This window comes from Escherichia sp. MOD1-EC6819, from assembly GCF_002965765.1.
Lineage (GTDB): Bacteria > Pseudomonadota > Gammaproteobacteria > Enterobacterales > Enterobacteriaceae > Escherichia > Escherichia ruysiae.
This window is the reverse complement of record NZ_PTRG01000004.1, coordinates 300,265-321,134: the sequence shown is the minus strand read 5'-3', so window position 1 is coordinate 321,134 and position 20,870 is coordinate 300,265. Positions and strand designations below refer to the sequence as shown.

Below are 20,870 nucleotides of genomic sequence, written 5' to 3'. Positions count from 1 at the left end.
GGGTTACTCCTGCCTGATTAACTGAATGTTTCGGGTAATTGCCGCTTCACGCGCAAGTGCGGTCACACAACATTTCCGCTGTAGTACCAGTATCCCCGCGCATAACGGTGCTACGTCGGCATAACTTAAAAGTCGACCACGATGAAGGTGGATTGGTTGTCCTTGTTCGTCGCACCAGCTTAGCGGTAGACGGGCGAGAGTCTTCAATTCAATGGCGTTCAGTAAATGACGCTGCAACGATAATTGAAGGTGCATTCCCCATGCTAACGCCTCGTGAAGGTGGGTTACTGCTCCACCTGACGTATCGTTCTCTGCAAGCTGTCGCAACAACGGCAGATCGACGTATCGAATTTGTAACGATGCATACTGATGAACTATCTTGTGAACGCTGGCTTCTCGCAGTTGCGAAACGGTCAGCGTGAGTGTTTTTTCCGCACGTTGTTTCAGGCGAAAAATCACTTCGTCAACAATGCGTTGCATCAGCACATGATTCATGGCAGCGCCACCAGCATGGCAAAAACGTCAGGATTATCAGCGCCTGCAGCGTTGGCTTCGTCGGTATCAATATGCATTTCAAGACGCATATCCGGTGAGACGCGAACAGCCACGTTATCGAATATCAGTCGTCGCTCATCACCTTCAATGGCGACCGCCACTTTATCGCCATGCGTAACGCCATAAATCAGGGCATCAAGCGGAGACATATGGATATGCCGTTGCGCGACAATTACGCCAGAAGCGATTTCCAGTTCGGCAAACGGACTTATCAGCCGAATCCCAGGTGTGCCGCTGAGATCGCCTGACATGCGTAGCGGAGCGGTGATCCCCAATGTTCTGGCATCTGTCCGGGAAATTTCCACCTGGCTTGCGTTGCGTAGCGGTCCCAACAAGCGAACGTTGTGCAATTTGCCTTTTGGTCCCACCAGCGTAACAACTTGTTCAGCAGCGAATTGACCTGGTTGCAATAACGGTTTTTTCTCGCTGATCGGTTGTTCAGGAAAAAGGCGCACATAATCCGCAGTCGAAAGGTGAATATGACGACTGGAGACGCCCAGAGGGATAGGGCGCTCGCGCATCTCATCCAGAACCTGGCTCACTGTTTCTTGCAAGGTTTGTTTGTCCATTGTTACTCCTCTCGCTTATCGGAGTGGAGGCAAAGTGAACGTGGCTCACCTTTTTGCCGTTGACACGCCGGATCAAGACACAAATTACAACTGATACTCTCCGGGGGGACTGTGGCTGCTGGTGTTTCGCTAGCTTCAACCCTTACATTCAATGCTTCTGTTGTGCGGGACAGTATTCCCTCTCCCGGACGGGCAATTGCTTTGTGCGCGACAAGGGCATTTCGCTGCCCGGCGAAGCTGGCACCCGTCTCGATCGCTGCATTAACCGAGGCGACGTCACCGGTGATTTTAATGAGCGTCCAGCCTGAGCCATTGGTCTTCTCAAGACCAACCAGCGTGATGGACGCGGCTTTTGCCATAACATCCGCGCAACTGATGGCGAGTGCCAGACCACTGACTTCAAGTAATCCCAGTGATTGCTTCACGCTGTGCTCCTTAGCGAATTGGGTTATGCAGATTTTGGCAAAATGGCCTCAACATCGCTGTGCGGCCGTGGGATGACATGGCAGGATTTCACTTCGCCAACGGCGCTTGCGGCGGCGCTCCCCGCGTCAACGGCGGCTTTTACTGCGCCAACATCGCCGCGCACCATCACTGTGATCAGACCTGAACCAATCTTTTCATAGCCGACCAGTTGTACGTTGGCGGATTTAACCATGGCGTCTGCGGCTTCAATCGCGCCGACTAACCCTTTTGTTTCAACCAGTCCCAGTGCGTTATTCATACGGTGTTTCTCCTGTGGATTATGAGTGGTATTCCTTGAAGGGAATCCCTTTGACCAGCCGGGCTGCGTTATTGCCGGTGCTGCGCCGGGCATGGTTATCTTGTTGATGCATCAGCGTAAACAGTGGCTCTGATGCCGGTAAGTTTTTGTAATGCACAATCAGTTTTTCCTGGTCACAGGCTATGCCAACCAACAGGGGAGACTGACGAGCAGCCTGCCAGGCGCTATCGATGATTTCACCTGATGGAATGTGTTGAATGCGAAAGGGAATACCTTCCTCTTCAATGCCAAGAAGAACCTCATTCCATTTATTGATACAGTCACCGATTTCAGTGACGACAATGGTTGGTGCTCGCTCTTTACTTTCCATGAACCGACGCCTTGTGCCAGGAGATGAGTAGCCCGGTAGCCACCGCATTGCGCGGGCCTTCTCTACCACGGATATTCCCGCGCCCTGCGACCAGTCGATAATGTGCCAACGCATCGGTGACTAACTGCGGGACTTCGAAATCCAGTGAAGAGCCGCCCACCAGAACGACGAACGGAATGTTGCGAATATTTCCACCAGGACTCACCTGACGTAGTGCGCGCAGGGCGTTCGTTACGAAGACCCGCTCTTTTGCACTGCGACGAATGGTTCGCACTTTTTCCAGCGTTATATCACCGGGAATGGGCACCAGTTCGTCGGGTTTCACCACACAAACGCGGGCAAATACCTGAGGGGATAGTGGGGTAGGGAAGAACTGAACGCTGCCGTCTTCATGGCGTAAGTGGAACAGGCTTTCTACTTTTGCCAGTGGGTGTTTTTTGATCTCTTCTGCCAGATAGCGATCATTTAAGCCCAGTTCCCTGGCGATAATCATCGTCACCATGTCGCCCGCTCCCGCAAGGTGAGTGGCAATCATTTCCCCTTTTTGATTGATGATGGAGGCATCGGTAGAACCTGCGCCTAAGTCCAGAATTGCCAGGGGACGTGTAGTTCCTGGGGTAGTTAACGCTCCCTGAATGGCTGCCTCTGCTTCTGCGCCTCCGACCTGAACATCAACATGCAGTTTTTGCTTAATTTCACTGGCGATCATCGCCATTTGCAGACGGTCGGATTTCACCATTGACGCTATACCAACAGCCTGTTCCAGTGAAAATTCGCCTGCCAGACCACCGGTAATGCTGACGGGAACAGAGGTATCTATCGCCAATAAATCCTGAATAAAAATTTCGTTGCTGGGTTTATTGGTCAGCTCCGCCATGGTCTGGCGAACATTTTCCAGCATCCCGCCGATGTTGGTGCCCGGTTCGCCCGTCACATTTTCCAGTTTTGGGCATTCACCGACTGCTTTCATTATTGCATCGGCACCAGCGGCAACATCAACCCGAGTTGTGCGCCCGGCAGAAAGAAACTCGATATTTCCGGCGGGTATCGAACGAGCTTTAACGTCGCCAGAAGGCGTTTTCACGACCACAGCTGAACGGTTGCCGATTAGCGCCCGTGCGACAGGAACGATATTTTTAGTCTCTTCAGCATTGAGGGCGAAAACGGTGGCAATCCCATATGGGTTAGAAAGGGTTTCGATAACTTTCCCGGGAACAGCGACTTCAATAGCAGCTAACATGCCGAGCGGAATACGATCGATGTAGAGGACTTCATCAACAATGGGTAAAGGGATTTCCAGGCGATTACTGACCAGTACGCCATCGTCGCGTTGCAGAATGACGCCCGTTAGCTGATATCCGGCACGCACGGAGGCATTTATCATGGTTGCGATATCGGCAAAATCAAAAGCCGAAGACACGACCAGAATGTACGGTGTGTCCGCCGGGCGTGTTAACAACTCTTGCGGAGTGATGGTGAGTCCTACACCCAGCCCCACTCCGCCTGGAGTTTTCGGGTTGTGACCGATCATGGTTGATTCAGTAATAATGGTTTCCGTAATGGTTTCCATCGCCACATCGCCAATAACCGGGGTTGCTTCGTTGATACGAATAAGCGAAATATCACTGACATTGATGCCGGCTTTTTTCGTTGCCTGCGCGAGCGCCTCCTGAATGCCATGTACGTTACGCAACGTACCTTTGATTCCGGTGGTTTCTGCCAGGGCGCTGCTCACGAACGACAATTCGCCAGACGTACTGAGCGTTGCCAGCGCAACCTCTGTGGATGAGTTGCCGATATCAATGCCTGCTATATATCGCATAGTTCGCCCTTAATCGTCGCCTTTCAGTTTTTTACGCTCGATATAGAGTTCCGCAGCTTCACGGACAAAAGCGGCACAAATTCTGGCCTGATAACAACGCTCAAGATCGTCGGCAATGGCAATGAGTTCTTGCTTAGTCGAACGATAAGGGCGTAACGCATTGTAGATTTCGAGGATGCGATCATCCGGCACTGAGGTAAGCTCGGCGGCGCGTTCAAAATTCATCGCCAGGCGATCGCGTCCAGCATCTCTGGCAATTGCGGCCTGAATACGCAACGTTTCCGGGGTTATGCGCATGTCCTGGGCGGTGACTTTATCGCTGAGTACATTTTCCAGGGTGAAATCGTCGAGCGTTTTATTCGTCGCCGTTTTGACCCATTCTGGATGTTTATTTGCCAGCGGGTAATCACTCACTTTGGCGTTCAGTGTTGATGAGTGGGATGGCGCAGAGACAGGAGCTGTATCCTGGAGACTGTTCATTCGGTTCAACACGTCCCTGACCATCGACTCAATTGCATCGGTATTCATGAAGGTTTCCTTTGTTAAAACGTCACGCGCAGTTCTTGCGGTTTTTTGCCAGTGACCACGTACTTAGTCTCTTTGATATGTAAGATGGCGGACTTGGCCTGGTATTTCGGCCGCGCCATTTGATCGTTGAGGGTCGGAACAGGTTGTGGAGACTCGCGCTTCGCATAACGCGCGGCGTTTTTGCCAATCTGGCGATAAGTTTCCAGCGTCAGCAAAGGTGCTTGCGGGAAAAGTTCCAGGTTAGACAAAGGGGGAAGCCCCTGCTGGTGGATAACTGTGGTGCCTTTTGACTGAATACCAATAGCAATGCCGGAACCGCTGAGACGATCGCCTTCAACCGCCACGAAGGCAACATCAGACGATTTAAAGCAGCGAATCACACGGGCTTTAACACCTTCTTCTTCGATACCGGCAATCACTTCGCGCAATATGTTTTTATGCGGAATACCGATGATATTGACGGTTTGCGCCAGGCCAAACGCCGGGCCTACAGCGATAATAACTTCATCTTGCTGAGTGCCTTGTTGGGCTTCGCCAATTTCGGTCAGAAAACTTTCGCTATCCGGTGCGGAAGAGACCGGTGCGCGAAATGAAACGGACTTATCGCTGGTTTGCATTTCTGCCAGCACGTCTTCGATTATCTGACGTAGTAATTTTTCGTTAATTTCCATTTCTCACCTTTAGTCAATATCGTTGGGATCAAGTGCACCGGGAATATTTTTGATCTCTTCCCAGCGTTCCCCTTGCAGGCGATAACCTGTAGCCGGTCCGGCGTAATCATTGACGTCATTGACCGCAGAGCGCACTTGTCCGTCATCGACGATAATGGCGGAGGTATGGAGATAGTCGCCGGTCAGTTTTGCTTTTTGCATGTTGAGCATGTCCTGGGCGACATCGGTAAAACCGGCTTGCGCCAGGGCTTTCACCACTTCCAGGCTGTTACGGTTTTTATTGATAATTTCCTGGGCGAACTTGATGTCTTCCACGATGTTGCGCTCTGGCATATCTTTCGAACCGTGGGCATAGGTTGCCGCTTCGACCTCTTCATCGGTGATAGGGGGTAATCCCATACCGGCAAAAACAGCCTGTAAAGCGCGTGCGGCTTTATTGCGGATAGCGATAACATCTTCTTCGCGCACTGGTCGCAGGCCACCATCAACCTTGAGGTCACGTTGAATGACGTTGTAATCATCGAAGTCTTCGGCATCTTCGTTTGAACCAGCAAACATGTTGTCGTAGTTCGGCACAGCGGAAAAACCGGAAGAGATAAAGTCGGTGCCTGGCAGAAACTGCATCAGAAAACGTGCGGTACGGTGCATATCTGAGTGGGTAAAGGTCTGGTCATTACTGGAGGCGCATTCCAGATCCAGTGATGAACAAATTAAGTTTTCCGCCAGCACTGCGCGGATGCCTGACGGCACTGCCGATGGAACGCCGATGCAGCTTACGGAACCATTCTGTAGACCCTGAACACCTGCGGCTTTGGTGATGTAAATGCAACGAGCCTCAAGGTAAAGCATTGATTTACCTTCCGCATAGCCCATCTGCACTTCAGAGCCGGAGCCGGAAGTAAAGCGCATTTTTAAGCCGCGAGAAGCATAAGATGACGCGAGAAATCCTTTTGACCACGGTGTATCGTCGCCGTCGGTGAAAACAGGTTCCGTGCCGTAGACAGAAATCGTTTCGGCGTAGCAGGTATGGCCTAACATACCGAGTTTCAGTTCGGTGGCTTCCTCAAGTGAACACTGGGTCAACACGCCCGGGCGTCCTACCTGTGAACCGACCAGAAGAGCGATAGCGTTGAACGGTGCATAGCGAGCAACGGCAACGGTGGTTTCCTGTTCGTCAAATCCGCGCCATGCGCCTTCAGCCGCGTCGGCAGCAATTTGTACCGGATTGTCTTTGATGTTGGTGACGTGAGCCTGTTGCGATGGTGTTCGACGAGCGCGCATTTTCTGCATCGCCATCATCATCTCTACCACGTTCATCTGTGAAACCACTTCGACGATTTTGGCGGGCGTCATCGCAGTGGTCAGGGGAACAATATCGCTACGTTTGACATTTGGATCGCACAACATATTGGCAAGTTTAACCGAATCCATTGCGATGACTTCTTCGGCGCGCGCGAGATTGATACCGTAGCGGGCGATAAAATGGTCGATCAGGTCAAACTGGCTGGCAGGTTTCCCATCCAGTTCGGTGACGACGCCGTTAACAATTTTGATTGACGGTTTAGGATCGTTCGGGCTTTCCATCGCAATGAAGCCTTCTTCAATCCACTCTTTAACGAAACCGTCCTGGTTGACCGGGCGTTTTGCCAGTGCTTCAAATCTTTTCGATCTCATGAATCTGCCTCAGGGAATTCAGATGTAGGAAGGGCGATCGTTTTTCGGTGTATCGCCGAGAGTCGAAAGTACGGTTTTACCGATTTCGCGTGCGGAGATGACCGCCTGACGGACTGCGCCGGAGTCTCCTGAGATAATCAGGATGACCTCATTGCTAAAGCTGGTGCCATGAGCCGGGGAGCTGTATGCCACGACATCCACATTGGCGGACTTCAGGGCGGTATCGGCCATCAGAACACCCACAGCGGCAGGAGCGCCGACAATAACGCCGCAAGCGCGACCCAGTGGTGCGCCAAACGCTTTTTCCAGTGCATAGCTGGCGCGGGCGGTATATTGCAGTTCCAGATGTCCGGCTTCGTTGGCATAGACATCACCAAAGGTTCTGTCGAGTTCTTTTAGAGCAACTTCAATACCGCGTTTCACGTCGGAAACATCGTTGCCACCTAAAAGGATTAACGAGCCGTGTCCGGCACCGCCTTTAGTATCGCGAGGAAGTTCAATGCTAATAACTTCGGTGTTGGTGGCTTTTACGGCTTCATCAGCGGCCATAATGTGTGGCCCTGCACCAATACGTGCGCCCAGAATGCCAATGGAGCGATAGCGTTTTTCAAGTTTCATCGCGTCCAATAGGGCGCTATCAACGTTTGCAATGACCAGACCTACAGTGTCGCCAATAGCGGTGCCAACAAATTCCGTTAACGTGCAGCTTTTTTCTGCCATAGCCGTCTCTCGTGTTTGATGATTGGTTTCCGGGAGAACCTCATGCTTCGGTGTCGCTACGCGTGCGATGACCTGCGCCATGATCTGTTCGACCAGTTCACTGCTGCTCATGGGTTAATTCCCTTTGGTAAGATTTTTTCGACATCGGTATGTGGGCGGGGGATAACGTGTACGGCTTTCACTTCGCCGACATTACGCGCAGCGACGGCACCTGCATCTGTTGCCGCTTTAACCGCCCCGACATCACCACGAACGATGACGGTCACCAGCCCGGAACCAATTTTTTCGTAGCCGACCAGCAATACATTTGCCGACTTCACCATGGCGTCTGCGGCCTCTATGGCGGCAGTTAATCCTTTGGTTTCTACCATTCCTAACGCTTCTTGTTGCATAAAGACCTCGCCTGGATTTTTTGACGATATGACTATAAAAAAAAGCGAGGAAAAAGAATGGCTGACTTAATCGCTAATGAGAAAAATTAATAGAGGGCAAATATTATAAAATTGCTTTCAGAGATTATATGTTATTCATTTATTGGTTGTTTTTGACGTGGTTTAATGTGAATTAATTGCATTGGGGACGGTGTTTTAATTTGAAATAATACTTCGTCGAGTTTGGTTTTCTGAAATTAACTGTGATATTTGTTTAAATTTTATTATGCAGGCATGGCAATTTTTTATTGTATCAGATTGGCGATATATATAACGCCAATAGTGATGATTGCTGTAGTGAATGCTATAGCAATGACAATAATTTGCTATAGCAACACTATTTTTCCACGAATCTGACATGCATGTTGGCAATATTTTTTCCCGCGCAATTTTTATAGTTGCGTTCGATATACACAACAATCAGCGCATTGTTGGCTGATAAAGAAAAAACTCTGTGAAAAAGGTGTCAGTATGAATGATTCACTCAAGGCGCAATGCGTTGCCGAGTTTTTGGGCACCGGACTGTTCCTCTTTTTTGGCATTGGTTGTTTGTGTGCCCTAAAACTTGCCGGTGCAAGCCTGGGACTGTGGGAAATTTGTATTATTTGGGGGTTAGGTATTTCACTTGCTGTTTACCTTACGGCAGGCATTTCCGGTGCTCATCTTAACCCGGCGGTTACTATTGCTCTGTGGTTGTTTGCCACTTTTCCTGGTCGTAAAGTGCTGCCATTTTGTGTGGCGCAATTAGCGGGAGCCTTTGGTGGCGCAGTTCTGGCATATTTTTTATACAGCAATTTGTTTGCCGATTTTGAATCTGCTCACAATATGGTTCGTGGTAGTGCAGAAAGTTTACAACTCGCCAGTATCTTCAGTACTTACCCGGCAGCAGCGATAAATGTATGGCAGGCTGCCTTGGTTGAAGTGGTCATAACGTCCATGTTAATGGGGTTGATTATGGCGTTGACCGATGACGGCAATGGCGTACCCAAAGGGCCGCTTGCGCCTTTACTTATTGGTATTCTGGTTGCTGTTATTGGTGCTTCTACTGGACCATTAACCGGTTTTGCCATGAATCCAGCGCGTGATTTTGGACCAAAAATTTTCACCTGGCTTGCTGGTTGGGGAGAAATTGCGATGACTGGCGGACGTAATATTCCTTATTTCATTGTACCCATTATTGCTCCGGTCATTGGAGCCTGTGCTGGCGCGGCGATTTATCGCTTTCTTATTGCACAAAATTTACCTGTCAATAGTGTTACGCCTAAAGAGAACAGCGAATAGTGAAATAGCCTGGCAGTTATAAACGTTTATTTTTTTAGTGTTTGTGATCTGCTTTCCGAACTTATTAAAAAGTCTCCCGCTTCATGGAGGCTTTTGTTATTGTCCGTTTTGCTTCTCGTCAGTAAATCATTAAGGATGATGTGAAGATTAAATGTAAAACAATTGTTTTACCATAACAATAAATTAACTGGGAGGTTTTATCATGATTTCTGCGGCGACACTTAATTCAGAACTCATTAATAAAATCGCACAGGATTTTGCGCAGGCGACTAGTCTTGCGGTTGTCGTGGTCAATATCCACGGTGATGAAATCTCCGAGCTGTTTAACTTCACTCCATTTTGTCAGATGATGCGCCAACACCCTCAGCTTAGCACTCGCTGTCGCATGAGCGATCGTTGTGGTGGTCTGGAAGCCTCTAAATCAGATCAGCCTTGTATTTACCGCTGTCATGCAGGGTTAACTGATTTCTCTATTCCTCTGGTGATTGCCGGGCATTTAGTCGGCTTTGTGTTGTGTGGACAAGTTCGCCTGCGTAATGATGATGTTGATTTGATCAATATTCTGAATGTCGATGATTGTTGGCAAGCCGACCCAGAACTACTTAATGAATTTCGCAAAGTTCCTGAGATGGATTACTCGAGAGTTATGGCCTCTGCTGATTTATTGAAGTTGATTGTGGAAAATTGCCTCAAAAAGCAACTCAATTTTGTCGTTATTAAAGAGAATAAACCTCATTCGGGTTCAGTTCGTCAGACCCGTGCGCCTAATCCCCATGATAATAAAATGAAAAAAGCATTGCGCTATATCGATGCACATTTGTCAGACGATTTGCGTCTGGAAGATGTTGCCTCGCATGTTTATCTAAGCCCTTATTATTTCAGTAAGTTGTTTAAGAAATATCATGGGATTGGTTTTAATGCGTGGGTAAACCAACAACGAATGGCCAGCGCGCGTGAGCTGCTGTGCCATAGTGACTGGAGTATCGCCAGTATCGCGCGTAATTTAGGCTTCTCACAAACCAGTTATTTCTGCAAAGTTTTTCGCCAGACGTATCAGGTGACTCCGCAGGTATATCGTCAGCAAATTAGTGAAAATGTAGCAGCGGAAACAGCATAAAATTAATGTGGAAAATGAGGGATGATTAAATAGACGCTGGCAATATTAATTAACGTTATTTACGTGTTATGGGATAAGTGAGATCAGCTCATAACATACGCTGACAGGTTCGGCACATTTGTGCCTGGGAAGAGGGTGAAAATCCCTCGCAGCCCCCGCTGCTGTAATGCTGACAACCCCGAAAATACCACTGATCGCGAGATTGGGAAGGCCGGGGAAGGATGATGCGAAGCCAGAAGACCAGCCTGTCAGTCAATACCAACAACTTCGGTGGGAAGTGGGTTGTCCGGAAGCGCCCGGTTGAGTATTGGCGCGTCTTTATACCCCTACCACCCTGAGAGGATCAGGGTATGGCGGCATCATTTAGTTCCTTCATTGTAGTGCCGACAGGCACCTGGGCTGCTCTCAATGCGCGGCAATCGTTTTTCATGGTATATCAGCCTGACCGTCATTACAGGAAACGAAGCGGAGGACGGGGGATATGAAAACGATAAAACCCGAATCGATAGCCCTTTTTTGCCTCTCCTCTGGCGATATTAATCTGGCGAAATATCTGGCTGAAATGTTGCCAATGACCTGTTTTGTTGGTGAGGACTGGCAGCAAGGTTTCTTGCCTTTTAAAGGTGGGGCTGTTCAATCGTTATCAGACGCGTATACCGATTATTCAGTGCTGTTATTGATTGCTGAAAACAGGGTCTCCATACCAGAAAATTTCTCTCATCCTGATGGCGCGACGGTAATCGTAATCACACGGCATAATGCCCGTTTGCTGGCTGGTTCGGCTGGTGGTGCAGTAGCATTAATCCATTATCTGAATGAAATATGTCAACGCAGTGAAAATATTGCCAATGACGCATTCTGCCAGACGTTTACACAGGGAAATCGGACTATTTCACAACACCGCCTTCGTTCGTAATGGATTGAGAACGCTGGATTTTTATTTTCATTACGCGCAGTATTAATTGCGGAAATGTTATTACGATCAGCAACGATGGTTCTGGTCAATGAATACCATCATACAATTGAACCAGGAGTCCGTATGATGATTTTGGTGACAGGTGGTGCACGGAGCGGGAAGAGTCGGCACGCCGAGGCGCTTATTGGGGATACTCCACAGGTTCTGTATATCGCCACTTCACAAATCCTTGATGATGAGATGGCGGCACGGATTGAGCATCATCGACAGGGGCGTCCGGCGCATTGGCACACGGTGGAACGCTGGCAGCAGCTTGATGAGTTAATTAATGCAGACATTAATCCGCAGAACGCTGTGTTGCTGGAATGCATTACGACAATGGTGACTAATCTGTTGTTTGATTATGGCGGCGATAAAGATCCTGAAGGATGGGATTATGTGGCGATGGAGCAAGCGATAAATGGCGAGATTCAGTTGTTGATTGCTGCCTGTCAACGTTGCCCTGCAAAGGTCGTATTAGTGACCAATGAAGTGGGAATGGGTATTGTGCCGGAGAATCGTCTGGCGCGACATTTTCGTGATATTGCCGGGCGAGTGAATCAGCAACTGGCCGCTGCGGCAGATGAAGTATGGCTGGTGGTTTCGGGTATTGGAGTAAAAATCAAATGAGTAAATTATTTTGGGCGATGCTCTCTTTCATTACGCGTCTGCCTGTACCGCGTCGTTGGTCCCAGGGGCTGGATTTCGAACATTATTCTCGCGGTATCATTACTTTTCCCTTAATTGGGTTATTGCTTGGTGCGATTAGTGGGCTGGTCTTCATGGTGTTGCAGGTATGGTGTGGTGTACCACTGGCGGCACTATTTAGCGTGCTGGTTCTGGCGCTGATGACAGGGGGATTCCACCTGGACGGTCTGGCAGATACCTGTGATGGTGTATTTTCTGCACGTAGCCGAGATCGTATGTTGGAAATCATGCGTGATAGCCGTTTAGGCACCCACGGCGGTCTGGCATTGATTTTTGTTGTGCTGGGAAAGATTTTGATTTTGAGCGAACTGGCTCTGCGTGGTGAGCCTATCCTGGCATCGCTGGCTGCAGCATGTGCTGTCAGCCGTGGTACTGCCGCATTATTGATGTATCGTCATCGTTATGCTCGGGAAGAAGGGCTTGGCAATGTGTTCATTGGCAAAATTGATGGGCGACAAACCTGCGTCACACTAGGCTTAGCCGTAATTTTTGCTGCTGTATTACTGCCTGGTATGCATGGTGTGGCTGCTATGGTGGTGACGATGGTGGCAATTTTCGTCCTCGGTCAGCTTTTCAAACGTACTCTGGGCGGGCAAACCGGCGATACGCTGGGAGCTGCCATAGAGCTTGGTGAGCTGGTCTTTCTGCTGGCGCTGCTATAAAGAGACGCAACATGCAAACACTTGCCGATTTACTGAATACGATCCCGGCTATCGATCATGCTGCTATGTCGCGCGCACAACGGCATATTGACGGGTTACTCAAACCCGTCGGTAGTCTGGGAAGGCTGGAGGCGCTTGCCGTACAACTGGCAGGAATGCCGGGGCTGAATGGTGTTCCTCATGTGGGTAAAAAAGCGGTAGTGGTTATGTGTGCCGATCACGGCGTCTGGGATGAGGGTGTCACTATTTCCCCGAAAGCGGTGACAGCCATTCAGGCTGAAAATATGACACGCGGAACAACCGGCGTGTGTGTTCTGGCAGCACAGGCGGGGGCTAAAGTTCATGTAATTGATGTAGGCATAGATACTGCGGAGCCAATACCCGGACTTATCAACATGCGTGTCGCTCGAGGTAGCGGCAATATAGCTTCAGGTCCTGCAATGAGCCGCTGTCAGGTTGAAGAGTTGCTTCTGGAAGTCATTCGTTATACGCGTGAACTGGCGAAAAATGGCGTCACGTTGTTTGGCGTGGGTGAGCTGGGAATGGCAAACACGACGCCGGCTGCGGCGATAGTCAGCACAATTACTGGACGCGATCCCGAAGAAGTGGTTGGTATTGGCGCAAATCTGCCGACAGATAAACTGGCAAACAAAGTTGATGTTGTTCGTCGGGCAATTACGTTGAATCAACCGAATCCGCTGGATGGTGTTGATGTACTGGCAAAAGTTGGTGGATTTGATTTGGTCGGAATGGCTGGCGTGATCTCAGGAGCCGCTTCCTGTGGTTTACCCGTGTTGTTGGATGGCTTTCTTTCTTATGCCGCCGCGCTTGCTGCGTGCCAGATGTCACCTGCAATCAAACCGTATCTTATTCCTTCCCATTTGTCGGCAGAAAAAGGGGCGCGTATTGCGCTGGCACATTTGGAGCTGGAGCCGTATATCAATATGGAAATGCGTTTAGGTGAGGGGAGTGGTGCGGCGCTGGCGATACCCATCATCGAAGCTGCTTGCGCGATATACAACAACATGGGCGAACTTGCTGCCAGCAACATTATTCTACCGGGGAATACAACTTCTGAATTGAACAGCTAAAAACGAAAAGTCTGATAAAAGCTATACTTATCGGATGGCTTTCGCGACTTAGGAAAGGGATATGATGCGTCGTGTAAATATTCTTTGTTCATTTGCTCTGCTTTTTGCCAGTCATAATAGCCTGGCGGTAACTTATCCATTACCCCCAGAGGGGAGTCGTTTAGTGGGGCAGCAACTTACAGTAACGGTTCCCGATCACAATACCCAGCCGCTGGAAACTTTTGCCGCGCAGTACGGACAAGGGCTGAGTAATATGCTGGAAGCGAATCCGGGGGCTGATGTTTTCTTGCCGAAGTCTGGTTCGCAGCTCACCATTCCGCAGCAACTGATTTTACCCGCCACTGTGCGAAAAGGAATTGTGGTTAATGTCGCCGAGATGCGTCTGTATTACTACCCACCAGACAGTAATACTGTGGAAGTGTTTCCTATTGGTATTGGTCAGGCTGGACGAGAAACCCCGCGTAATTGGGTGACAGCCGTTGAGCGTAAACAAGAAGCACCAACCTGGACGCCAACCCCTAACACTCGTCGTGAATATGCAAAGCGTGGGGAGAGTCTGCCTGCATTTGTCCCAGCCGGACCCGATAATCCTATGGGGTTGTACGCTATTTATATCGGCAGGTTATATGCCATTCACGGTACTAATGCCAATTTTGGGATTGGCCTACGGGTAAGTCAGGGTTGTATTCGTCTGCGCAATGACGATATCAAATATCTGTTTGATAATGTCCCGGTAGGGACGCGCGTGCAACTTATTGATCAGCCAGTGAAATACACAACGGAGCCGGATGGTTCAAAGTGGCTGGAAGTTCATGAGCCGCTGTCGCGCAATCGTGCAGAATATGAGTCCGACCGAAAAGTGCCATTGCCGGTAACCCCATCTTTGCGGGCGTTTATCAACGGGCAAGAAGTTGATGTGAATCGCGCGAATGCTGCGTTGCAACGTCGATCGGGAATGCCAGTACAAATTAACTCTGGCTCAAAGCAGATGTTTTAAAATAGCTGTTGTATAAAAAGCAAAAAGCCTGCTCTAAAGCAGGCTTTTTTGAATTTGGCTCCTCTGACTGGACTCGAACCAGTGACATACGGATTAACAGTCCGCCGTTCTACCGACTGAACTACAGAGGAATCGTTTGAACGGGGCGCATATTAATGGCAGTACATGGCGATGTCAAAGGGGGAAATGCATTTTTTTGTTCGTTTGCTGCCAATTTCAACAAAACGATGAACTTTCAATCTTTTTAATCATGTTCCATCGTGGTGCATGACATCCTTTCATGGGGCAGGGAATGCTTCTCCTGGCTTAAAGAGCCAATGACGAAACAATCATAATCTCTTATTTGACGGGCGATTAGCTTTCGTATCAACGCCAAAACGAAACTGGCAAGTATCTTGCAATCTGGTTGTTAGTAATGTCGGCACTCGGGCTGACGCTTAAAAAAACCGGAGGCACCATGAACTTTAGACGCTTGAAATACTTCGTCAAAATTGTAGATATTGGTAGCCTGACTCAGGCTGCTGAAGTATTGCATATAGCACAGCCTGCGCTCAGTCAGCAGGTTGCCACGCTGGAAGGTGAGCTAAATCAGCAACTTTTGATTCGCACAAAACGTGGCGTTACGCCGACAGACGCCGGAAAAATTCTCTATACCCATGCGCGGGCAATTTTACGTCAGTGTGAACAGGCCCAACTGGCGGTGCATAATGTAGGTCAGACATTGTCAGGTCAAGTCTCGATTGGCTTTGCGCCAGGAACCGCAGCGTCATCTATCACCATGCCTTTATTACAGGCGGTACGCACTGAATTTCCGGAGGTCGTTATCTATCTCCATGAAAATAGCGGTGCTGTGCTTAACGAAAAACTTATAAACAACCAGCTTGATATGGCGGTGGTTTATGAGCATTCCCCTGTGTCTGGTGTATCCAGTCAGACTTTGTTAAAAGAGGATCTGTATCTTGTCGGAACTCAGGATTGCCCAGGGCAAAGCGTTGATGTTAATGCGATAGCGCAAATGAACCTCTTCCTTCCCAGCGATTACAGTGTAGTAAGACTTCGTGTTGATGAAGCTTTTTCCCTGCGCCGGCTTACAGCGAAAGTCATCGGTGAAATTGAGTCTATCGCTACGCTTACCGCTGCGATTGCCAGCGGTATAGGCGTTGCAGTATTACCTGAATCGGCCGCACGTTCGTTATGTGCCGCAGTTAACGGTTGGATGTCACGTATTACCACGCCTTCAATGAATCTCTCGTTGTCATTAAACTTACCCGCCAGATCAGTTTTATCGCCACAGGCGCAGGCAGTGAAAGAGCTATTATTGTCAGTGATTAGTTCTCCAGCCATGGAAAAAAGACAATGGCAATTGGTGAGCTAAACGTTATACCTGGATGGAATAAGATGCGGGTTTTTATTATTTGTTATGCCGGGCATTAGACTCTAACAATAATGGATGTCTGATATGCCCGGAGTTTACCGTGAATTTCCAACAACTAAAGATAATCCGCGAAGCTGCCCGTCAGGATTACAATCTGACAGAGGTTGCGAATATGCTCTTTACCTCACAGTCAGGTGTCAGCCGTCATATTCGAGAGCTGGAGGATGAACTTGGTATCGAAATATTCGTTCGTCGTGGCAAGCGGCTGCTTGGCATGACTGAACCGGGCAAAGCATTACTGGTCATTGCAGAACGTATTCTGAATGAAGCCAGTAATGTTCGACGGCTTGCAGACCTGTTTACCAACGACACATCTGGCGTACTCACTATTGCAACGACGCATACTCAGGCTCGTTACAGCTTGCCTGGGGTCATTAAAGCCTTTCGCGAACTTTTCCCCGAAGTGCGACTCGAGCTTATCCAGGGGACGCCGCAGGAAATTGCGACTCTGCTACAAAACGGCGGAGCTGATATTGGCATAGCCAGTGAGCGTTTGAGCAATGATCCCCAACTCGTCGCTTTCCCCTGGTTTCGTTGGCACCATAGTTTGCTCGTTCCTGTCGATCATCCCTTAACACAAATTACGCCATTGACGCTGGAATCAATAGCGAAGTGGCCGTTGATCACTTACCGACAGGGAATTACGGGGCGCTCACGTATTGATGACGCCTTTGTCCGCAAAGGTTTACTGGCAGATATTGTATTGAGTGCTCAGGATTCTGATGTCATCAAAACCTATGTCGCCCTCGGTTTGGGGATAGGATTAGTTGCCGAACAATCCAGCGGTGAGCAAGAGGAAGAGAATTTAATTCGTCTGGATACGCGGCATCTTTTCGATGCTAATACTGTCTGGTTGGGACTCAAGCGAGGACAACTTCAGCGTAACTATGTCTGGCGTTTTCTGGAATTGTGCAATGCTGGATTGTCGGTTGAGGATATTAAGCGGCAGGTGATGGAAAATAGCGAAGAGGAAATTGATTATCAAATATAGCAAAAAGCCCGCTATCAAAGCGGGCTTTTCAAAATTTGGCTCCTCTGACTGGACTCGAACCAGTGACATACGGATTAACAGTCCGCCGTTCTACCGACTGAACTACAGAGGAATCGCTGTTGAGGCACATCTTAACGGCGAAAAATCATTTGTCAAACCTGTTTTTTAAATTCATCAACCGTTTGCCGTTTCTATCAACAGTTTGTTGCATTTGCAGACAATTTGTCGGCGAAAATCTTTGCAGCTTTTCTGATTCTCCCTCATTATTTGAAATGTGGTTTCACTTTCTGCAATTAAGGTCGGCTTTGAATATCCCCTCAGCTTTACGCCAGGTTGTTCGCCACACTCGCTGGCACTCAAAACGTAAGAGTTACAACGTGTTGTTCTGGCGCGAAATAACTCCGCTTGCTGTTCCTATCTTTATGGAGAATGCCTGTGTCCTGTTGATGGGCGTGCTGAGCACTTTTCTGGTCAGTTGGCTGGGAAAAGATGCAATGGCGGGCGTTGGGTTGGCGGACAGCTTCAACATGGTCATTATGGCCTTTTTCGCAGCTATCGATCTTGGTACTACTGTCGTTGTGGCATTTAGTCTCGGTAAACGTGATCGACGGCGAGCCAGAGTAGCAACACGGCAATCATTGGTGATCATGACGTTATTTGCCGTGCTGTTGGCAATTCTCATTCATCATTTTGGCGAACAAATTATCGATTTTGTTGCAGGTGATGCCACGACAGAGGTTAAAGCACTGGCGTTGACTTATCTGGAACTGACGGTGCTCAGTTATCCAGCCGCTGCCATCACCTTGATTGGCAGTGGGGCACTTCGTGGCGCCGGGAATACGAAAATACCGCTACTTATAAATGGTAGCATGAATATTTTTAATATTATTATTAGCGGTATATTGATTTACGGGCTTTTCTCCTGGCAGGGGCTGGGGTTTGTTGGCGCAGGGCTAGGATTAACTATTTCCCGTTATATTGGCGCAATTGCAATTTTGTGGGTACTGGCGATTGGCTTTAATCCTGCACTACGAATCTCGTTAAAAAGCTATTTTAAACCATTGAATTTCAGCATTATCTGGGAAGTTATGGGGATTGGTATTCCCGCGAGCGTTGAATCAGTATTGTTTACCAGTGGTCGGTTATTAACACAAATGTTTGTTGCTGGTATGGGAACCAGCGTTATTGCCGGAAATTTTATCGCTTTTTCGATTGCGGCTCTTATCAATTTACCAGGGAGTGCGCTCGGTTCTGCTTCTACAATAATTACTGGTCGAAGGCTGGGAGTAGGGCAGAGAGCGCAAGCAGAAATACAGTTGAGGCATGTTTTCTGGTTGTCCACCCTTGGGTTAACGGCGATAGCCTGGTTAACGGCTCCCTTTGCCGGGGTTATGGCGTCATTTTATACCCAGGATCCCCAGGTTAAACACGTGGTTGTGATTCTTATTTGGCTAAATGCTTTGTTTATGCCTATTTGGTCGGCCTCATGGGTATTACCTGCTGGTTTTAAAGGTGCTCGTGATGCCCGCTACGCTATGTGGGTATCTATGTTGAGTATGTGGGGATGCCGAGTGGTAGTAGGTTATGCGCTGGGAATTATGCTTGGCTGGGGCGTGGTTGGCGTTTGGATGGGGATGTTTGCTGACTGGGCCGTGCGTGCTGCGTTGTTTTACTGGCGGATGGTGACCGGGCGCTGGCTATGGAAATATCCTCGCCCTGAACATGAAAAGTGTGAAAAAAAGGCAGTTGTGTCGGAATAAACGACAAAACGCAGAATATTTCAGCAAACGATTTCAAAATTAAAAAACAGGCTTTGACAATGTAGATGGGCATCGTTAATATTCGCCCCGTTCTCACGATTCCTCTGTAGTTCAGTCGGTAGAACGGCGGACTGTTAATCCGTATGTCACTGGTTCGAGTCCAGTCAGAGGAGCCAAATTATGAAAAGCCCGCTTTTATAGCGGGCTTTTTGCTTTTTACTTATAAAATCCTTCACATCTTTTCTTGATGCAAAGGATCTTCGCTCATTATCGGAACGGCGGCTCATTAAAGGTGCGCAGTTTACGGGAATGCAGTCGATCGCCTTCCGCGCGCAGTAAATCAATTGCCCGGATGCCAATCTGCAAGTGTTCGGAAATCGCACCTTCATAAAAACGGTTAGCCTGGCCGGGAAGTTTAATCTCACCATGCAATGGCTTATCTGAAACACACAGTAGCGTCCCGTATGGCACGCGGAAACGGTATCCTTGTGCTGCAATGGTTGCACTTTCCATATCAATCGCTACGGCCCGACTTAAGTTAAAACGAAGTGCAGAAGCCGAGTAACGCAATTCCCAGTTCCTGTCATCAGTAGTTACCACAGTGCCAGTACGTAGCCGCTGTTTAACTTCCTCACCCGGCCTGCCGCTGACGAGTTTGGTGGCGTCATAAAGCGCGCGTTGCACTTCAGCAATGCTCGGAATAGGAATATCGGGGGGGAGAACCGCATCAAGAACGTGGTCATCGCGTAAATAAGCATGTGCAAGTACATAATCACCAATGGACTGGCTTTCACGTAATCCACCGCAGTGACCAATCATCAGCCAGACATCCGGGCGTAGCACCGCCAGATGATCGCAGATGGTTTTAGCATTTGATGGCCCCACACCAATATTTACCAGAGTAATACCCTGGCCATCGGCAGTGATTAAATGCCATGCTGGCATCTGGTGTTTTTTCCATGCGAGATCAGAAATCGCTTCTTCAGGGGCTTCTGTTTCGGCGGTGATCCATATCCCTCCAGCACAGGAAAGAGCAATGTAGGGACTATCAGGATCGAGGATCTGGCTGCACCCCCAACGAACGAATTCATCCACATAACGTGTGTAGTTGGTAAACAAAACGAACGGCTGAAAATGTTCGACTGGCGTGCCGGTATAATGGCGTAACCGCGCGAGGGAAAAATCGACCCGGCGCGCATCAAAATGCGATAGCGGAGAAAATTCCGTTGGATGATAAATGCCGTCTGCAGTTTCATCGCCAATTTGCGCCAGTTCTGTTGTCGGGAAGTAACGAGTTAGCCCGGCGCTCATCGAACGATCAAGTGTCAGTTCAGAGCCATCGATGACATAGGGATAGGGGATTTCATGCTGCGAGGGTTGCACGGAGATGTGCGCACCATAATCTTGATACAGTAACGTTAGTTGTTCATTGAGATACGAACGAAAGAGAGCAGGGCGGGTAATAGTGGTGGTATAGCTGCCAGCGTGAGTAAAACGTCCAAATGCGCGTGTTTTGGGAGGATTTGTGGCGCAGCCATCCCAGGTCACGGTCAATGATGGATAGACAAAAAGACCTTGTTTGCGGGCGTTTTCATCAGGTAATTCGCCACTTTTAATATAGTTGCCAATGGCATTGCGTAAAGCGACTACAGATTGCTCATACAGCGCGTCAAGTTTATCCAGTGCCTGAGCTGGGGTCAGACCGGAGCCCTTATTATTCATGTGTGTCTCCTGTTCCATACAATTACCGCACATCCGATAGTATGTCACAGGAATGTGAAACAAAAGTGTAAGGCGAAGATCGAATGA

22 protein-coding genes, 3 tRNA genes and 1 riboswitch are annotated in these 20,870 nt (G+C 48.9%); of the genes, 11 read left to right on the top strand and 14 right to left on the bottom strand.

Annotated features, from left to right (window positions below; translation table 11 throughout):
• Positions 1-3: 3 nt before the first annotated feature.
• From pduM to pduA, 11 genes are read right to left on the bottom strand one after another with little or no spacing between them, the layout of a single operon-like run.
• Positions 4-495 (bottom strand): microcompartment protein PduM, encoded by a 492-nt coding sequence (gene pduM / locus A7Z06_RS07695; RefSeq protein ID WP_001017044.1) that lies wholly within the window; start codon positions 493-495, stop codon positions 4-6.
• Complete coding sequence (locus A7Z06_RS07690; RefSeq protein WP_000361049.1) at positions 492-1,124, bottom strand: phosphate propanoyltransferase; 633 nt, start codon at positions 1,122-1,124, stop codon at positions 492-494. The genes pduM and A7Z06_RS07690 overlap by 4 nt, the downstream gene beginning before the upstream one ends.
• Before the next feature lie 2 nt (positions 1,125-1,126).
• Positions 1,127-1,549 carry a BMC domain-containing protein gene (locus A7Z06_RS07685; protein ID WP_105279382.1) on the bottom strand — a complete coding sequence of 141 codons (423 nt, stop codon included), beginning with the start codon at positions 1,547-1,549 and terminating at the stop codon, positions 1,127-1,129.
• A 23-nt stretch (positions 1,550-1,572) separates the two neighbouring features.
• Complete coding sequence (gene pduJ / locus A7Z06_RS07680) at positions 1,573-1,848, bottom strand: propanediol utilization microcompartment protein PduJ (RefSeq protein WP_001057752.1); 276 nt, start codon at positions 1,846-1,848, stop codon at positions 1,573-1,575.
• A gap of 19 nt (positions 1,849-1,867) precedes the next feature.
• A complete protein-coding gene (locus A7Z06_RS07675; RefSeq protein ID WP_000444018.1) occupies positions 1,868-2,218 on the bottom strand; it encodes a glycerol dehydratase reactivase beta/small subunit family protein in 351 nt (116 codons plus the stop codon).
• Complete coding sequence (locus A7Z06_RS07670) at positions 2,208-4,040, bottom strand: diol dehydratase reactivase subunit alpha (protein ID WP_001268923.1); 1,833 nt, start codon at positions 4,038-4,040, stop codon at positions 2,208-2,210. The genes A7Z06_RS07675 and A7Z06_RS07670 overlap by 11 nt, the downstream gene beginning before the upstream one ends.
• A gap of 9 nt (positions 4,041-4,049) precedes the next feature.
• Positions 4,050-4,568, bottom strand: a complete 519-nt coding sequence (gene pduE, locus A7Z06_RS07665; RefSeq protein ID WP_001090587.1) for a propanediol dehydratase small subunit PduE — start codon at positions 4,566-4,568, stop codon at positions 4,050-4,052.
• A gap of 14 nt (positions 4,569-4,582) precedes the next feature.
• Positions 4,583-5,239, bottom strand: a complete 657-nt coding sequence (locus A7Z06_RS07660; RefSeq protein WP_000405044.1) for a propanediol/glycerol family dehydratase medium subunit — start codon at positions 5,237-5,239, stop codon at positions 4,583-4,585.
• A 9-nt stretch (positions 5,240-5,248) separates the two neighbouring features.
• A complete protein-coding gene (gene pduC, locus A7Z06_RS07655; protein WP_105279381.1) occupies positions 5,249-6,913 on the bottom strand; it encodes a propanediol dehydratase large subunit PduC in 1,665 nt (554 codons plus the stop codon).
• 18 nt (positions 6,914-6,931) lie between these two features.
• Entirely contained in the window at positions 6,932-7,744 is an 813-nt protein-coding gene (gene pduB / locus A7Z06_RS07650; RefSeq protein ID WP_000098932.1) for a propanediol utilization microcompartment protein PduB, read from the bottom strand.
• A complete protein-coding gene (gene pduA, locus A7Z06_RS07645) occupies positions 7,741-8,025 on the bottom strand; it encodes a propanediol utilization microcompartment protein PduA (RefSeq protein ID WP_001183616.1) in 285 nt (94 codons plus the stop codon). Before pduA ends, pduB begins: the two co-directional genes overlap by 4 nt.
• A 510-nt stretch (positions 8,026-8,535) precedes the next feature.
• On the opposite strand from pduA, the gene pduF reads away from it, so the two are divergent.
• The 7 genes from pduF (at position 8,536) to ldtA (ending at position 14,875) form a co-directional block, all read left to right on the top strand.
• Entirely contained in the window at positions 8,536-9,345 is an 810-nt protein-coding gene (gene pduF, locus A7Z06_RS07635) for a propanediol diffusion facilitator PduF (RefSeq protein ID WP_001000038.1), read from the top strand.
• A gap of 202 nt (positions 9,346-9,547) precedes the next feature.
• The gene (gene pocR / locus A7Z06_RS07630; protein ID WP_000622042.1) at positions 9,548-10,462 is read left to right on the top strand and encodes a transcriptional regulator PocR; all 915 of its coding nucleotides are present in this window, start codon (positions 9,548-9,550) and stop codon (positions 10,460-10,462) included.
• An 88-nt stretch (positions 10,463-10,550) separates the two neighbouring features.
• Positions 10,551-10,725, top strand: a riboswitch (cobalamin riboswitch).
• A gap of 218 nt (positions 10,726-10,943) precedes the next feature.
• Positions 10,944-11,378 (top strand): hypothetical protein, encoded by a 435-nt coding sequence (locus A7Z06_RS07625; RefSeq protein ID WP_000849060.1) that lies wholly within the window; start codon positions 10,944-10,946, stop codon positions 11,376-11,378.
• 123 nt (positions 11,379-11,501) lie between these two features.
• On the top strand, positions 11,502-12,047 hold the full coding sequence (gene cobU / locus A7Z06_RS07620; RefSeq protein WP_000973181.1) for a bifunctional adenosylcobinamide kinase/adenosylcobinamide-phosphate guanylyltransferase: 546 nt from the start codon (positions 11,502-11,504) through the stop codon (positions 12,045-12,047).
• Complete coding sequence (gene cobS / locus A7Z06_RS07615; protein WP_010347019.1) at positions 12,044-12,787, top strand: adenosylcobinamide-GDP ribazoletransferase; 744 nt, start codon at positions 12,044-12,046, stop codon at positions 12,785-12,787. The genes cobU and cobS overlap by 4 nt, the downstream gene beginning before the upstream one ends.
• A gap of 11 nt (positions 12,788-12,798) precedes the next feature.
• Positions 12,799-13,878, top strand: a complete 1,080-nt coding sequence (gene cobT, locus A7Z06_RS07610; protein WP_001193772.1) for a nicotinate-nucleotide--dimethylbenzimidazole phosphoribosyltransferase — start codon at positions 12,799-12,801, stop codon at positions 13,876-13,878.
• Between the two features lie 61 nt (positions 13,879-13,939).
• Positions 13,940-14,875, top strand: a complete 936-nt coding sequence (ldtA, locus tag A7Z06_RS07605) for a L,D-transpeptidase (protein WP_000986313.1) — start codon at positions 13,940-13,942, stop codon at positions 14,873-14,875.
• A 55-nt stretch (positions 14,876-14,930) separates the two neighbouring features.
• Here the strand turns inward: ldtA and A7Z06_RS07600 are convergent.
• Positions 14,931-15,006: transfer RNA gene (locus A7Z06_RS07600), tRNA-Asn, on the bottom strand.
• Positions 15,007-15,332: 326 nt separating this feature from the next.
• Between A7Z06_RS07600 and nac the strand changes: the two genes are divergently transcribed.
• Both nac and cbl read left to right on the top strand, forming a co-directional pair.
• Positions 15,333-16,250 carry a nitrogen assimilation transcriptional regulator NAC gene (gene nac / locus A7Z06_RS07595; RefSeq protein ID WP_024165186.1) on the top strand — a complete coding sequence of 306 codons (918 nt, stop codon included), beginning with the start codon at positions 15,333-15,335 and terminating at the stop codon, positions 16,248-16,250.
• Between the two features lie 100 nt (positions 16,251-16,350).
• Entirely contained in the window at positions 16,351-17,301 is a 951-nt protein-coding gene (cbl, locus tag A7Z06_RS07590) for an HTH-type transcriptional regulator Cbl (protein WP_001011042.1), read from the top strand.
• 36 nt (positions 17,302-17,337) lie between these two features.
• On the opposite strand, the gene A7Z06_RS07585 is transcribed toward cbl, so the two are convergent.
• A tRNA-Asn gene (locus A7Z06_RS07585) sits at positions 17,338-17,413 on the bottom strand.
• Between the two features lie 160 nt (positions 17,414-17,573).
• Here A7Z06_RS07585 and yeeO point away from each other — a divergent pair.
• Complete coding sequence (gene yeeO, locus A7Z06_RS07580) at positions 17,574-19,061, top strand: toxic metabolite efflux MATE transporter YeeO (protein ID WP_094184984.1); 1,488 nt, start codon at positions 17,574-17,576, stop codon at positions 19,059-19,061.
• Between the two features lie 100 nt (positions 19,062-19,161).
• Positions 19,162-19,237 (top strand) — tRNA-Asn (locus A7Z06_RS07575).
• Positions 19,238-19,328: 91 nt separating this feature from the next.
• On the opposite strand, the gene amn is transcribed toward A7Z06_RS07575, so the two are convergent.
• Positions 19,329-20,783 (bottom strand): AMP nucleosidase, encoded by a 1,455-nt coding sequence (gene amn, locus A7Z06_RS07570; RefSeq protein WP_001060235.1) that lies wholly within the window; start codon positions 20,781-20,783, stop codon positions 19,329-19,331.
• Positions 20,784-20,870: the final 87 nt, after the last annotated feature.